The sequence below is a fragment of the Mycobacterium sp. NGS49 genome, from assembly GCF_059812565.1.
In genome coordinates, this window is the sequence record NZ_JCALCX010000088.1 from 1 (window position 1) to 2,231 (window position 2,231).

Consider the following 2,231-nt stretch of genomic DNA (forward strand, 5'->3'; position numbering starts at 1 on the left):
CCGACTGAGCGTCGCATAGTTCACGCTCGGCGGCGAACGGGGCCTAGAGGCGCTCGATGATTGTGACGTTCGCGGTGCCACCGCCTTCGCACATCGTCTGCAGCCCGTAGCGACCACCGATGCGCTCCAGCGTGTGCAGCATGGTGGTGAACAACTTTGCGCCGGTGGCGCCCAACGGATGTCCGAGCGCGATGGCGCCGCCGTTGGGGTTCACTTTCTCCGGGTCGACCTTGATCTCCTTGAGCCAGGCCATCACAACGGGGGCGAACGCCTCGTTGATCTCGACGGTGTCGATGTCGTCGATGGACAGCCCCGTCTTCTCCAGCGCATACCGGGTGGCGGGGATCGGTCCGGTGAGCATGAACACCGGGTCGGCGCCGCGGGTGCTGATGTGGTGGATGCGGGCACGCGGCGTCAGACCGTGGTCTTTGACGGCCTGCTCGGAAGCGAGCAGCACCGCCGAGGCACCGTCGGAAATCTGGCTGGCCATCGCTGCCGTCAACCGGCCACCCTCGACCAGGGTCTTCAACCCGGCCATCTTCTCCAGTGACGACTCACGCGGACCTTCGTCCACCCGGAAGGGACCGGATTCGGTGTCCACCGTAAGGATCTCGCTGTCGAAGTTGCCGCCCCGGATCGCGGCGAAGGCCCGCTCGTGGCTGGTCAGCGAGTATTGCTCCATTTCCTCACGCGAGAGGTTCCACTTCTCGGCGATCATCTCCGAACCGCGGAACTGTGAAATCTCCTGGTCGCCGTAACGGTGCAGCCATTGCTTGGATTCGTTTGTCGGCGAAGTGAATCCGAACTGTTCACCGACCGTCATCGCCGACGAGATCGGGATCTGGCTCATGTTCTGCATGCCGCCCGCCACGATCAGGTCAGCGGTGCCCGACATGATCGCTTGCGCGCCAAAGGAAATCGCTTGTTGGCTGGAGCCGCATTGCCGATCAACGGTGACGCCCGGCACCTCTTCCGGGTAGCCGGCGGCCAACCATGACAGTCGGGCGATGTTTCCCGCCTGCCCGCCGATCGCATCGACGCACCCGGCTATGACGTCGTCAACGGCAGCCGGGTCGACGTCCACCCGGTCCAGCAGTCCACGCCACCCGAGGGCACCCAGGTCGACGGGGTGAATTCCGGCCAGTCCGCCGCCGCGCTTGCCAACCGCGGTACGCACAGCGTCGATGACGTAAGCCTCCGGCATTTCACATTCCTTCTCTTGCGATTCCACCCAGAACGATGGCGAGGTACTTCTGACCCACCTGCTGCGCGGTGAGTGGTCCGCCCGGTTGATACCAGCGCACCGACACCCACGTGGTGTCACGGATGAAGCGATAGACGAGGTCGACGTCCAGGTCGGGCCGGAAGTAACCTTCCTCGATCCCCTGATGAATTAGATCGACCCACATCTTGCGCTGCTGCTTGTTGCGTTCATCGATATAGGAGAATCGCGTCTGCGACGACAGGCGTTGCGCTTCGTCCTGATAGATGACGACTTGGGCGTGCCGATGCTCGATGGCTTCGAACGACGCCATGAACAGGCCCTTCAGTCTTTCTAAGGGGTTGGGTTCGCTGTCCACGATTTCGCGGTACCTCCCGAACAGCCAATCCAGGAATCCGCGCAACAGTTCGTCGACCATCTCCTCTTTGGAGGCGAAGTGGTGGTAGAGACTGCCCGACAAGATGCCGGCACCGTCGGCGATGTCGCGCACGGTGGTGGCACGCAGACCGCGCTCGGCGAACATCACCGCGGCGAGTTCCAGTAACTCGTCTCGGCGACTGTTAGCCTGACCTGCCACCCGTTCCACTCGCTAAGCGTATCAACCAAGCGCTTGCTCGGCCAGCTGCAGGCGGCCGGTACCGCGCCTCGGCTTTTTGCAACCGCACCGCGGTCGATCACGAGCCCGCGTGGTCTGACGAGCCGGCTGGCAACTGTGAGACACCGCTCAATGTCGCGGAACGCCCACTCCACGCGGAAATCGGGAAACTTTTAGCAAAACGGAAACAAGCGAACAACAGCGTCGTATCGTTCTCGCGTCGGGTTTGCTCGTCACGGGCGACGGGGTCAATGGAGGTCAGCGCTGTGAACTTTTCGGTTCTTCCACCAGAAGTCAACTCTTTACGGATGTACCTCGGCGCTGGGTCGGCGCCCATGCTCGACGCGTCGGTGGCGTGGTCGGGGCTGTCCGAGGAACTGGGTTCGGCAGCGGACTCCTTCTCGTCGGTGACCT

At 62.9% G+C, this 2,231-nt stretch carries 3 protein-coding genes; 1 reads left to right on the forward strand and 2 read right to left on the reverse strand.

The window, feature by feature from the left end; all coding sequences use genetic code 11:
• Positions 1-43: 43 nt before the first annotated feature.
• Together fadA6 and kstR2 are read right to left on the reverse strand one after the other, a co-directional pair.
• Positions 44-1,204, reverse strand: a complete 1,161-nt coding sequence (gene fadA6 / locus AC5Y7D_RS30755) for a steroid 3-ketoacyl-CoA thiolase FadA6 (protein ID WP_499929942.1) — start codon at positions 1,202-1,204, stop codon at positions 44-46.
• Position 1,205: 1 nt separating this feature from the next.
• Positions 1,206-1,808 carry a TetR family transcriptional regulator KstR2 gene (kstR2, locus tag AC5Y7D_RS30760; protein ID WP_499929944.1) on the reverse strand — a complete coding sequence of 201 codons (603 nt, stop codon included), beginning with the start codon at positions 1,806-1,808 and terminating at the stop codon, positions 1,206-1,208.
• A 260-nt stretch (positions 1,809-2,068) separates the two neighbouring features.
• Between kstR2 and AC5Y7D_RS30765 the strand changes: the two genes are divergently transcribed.
• Positions 2,069-2,231 (forward strand): PPE domain-containing protein (locus AC5Y7D_RS30765; RefSeq protein ID WP_499929946.1); only part of this gene is annotated, 163 nt, incomplete at its 3' end.

What these genes read in the sequence shown, in the direction of transcription:
- fadA6 (WP_499929942.1), bottom strand. Translation starts at nt 1,204, where the DNA reads ATGCCGGAGGCTTACGTCATCGACGCTGTGCGTACCGCGGTTGGCAAG.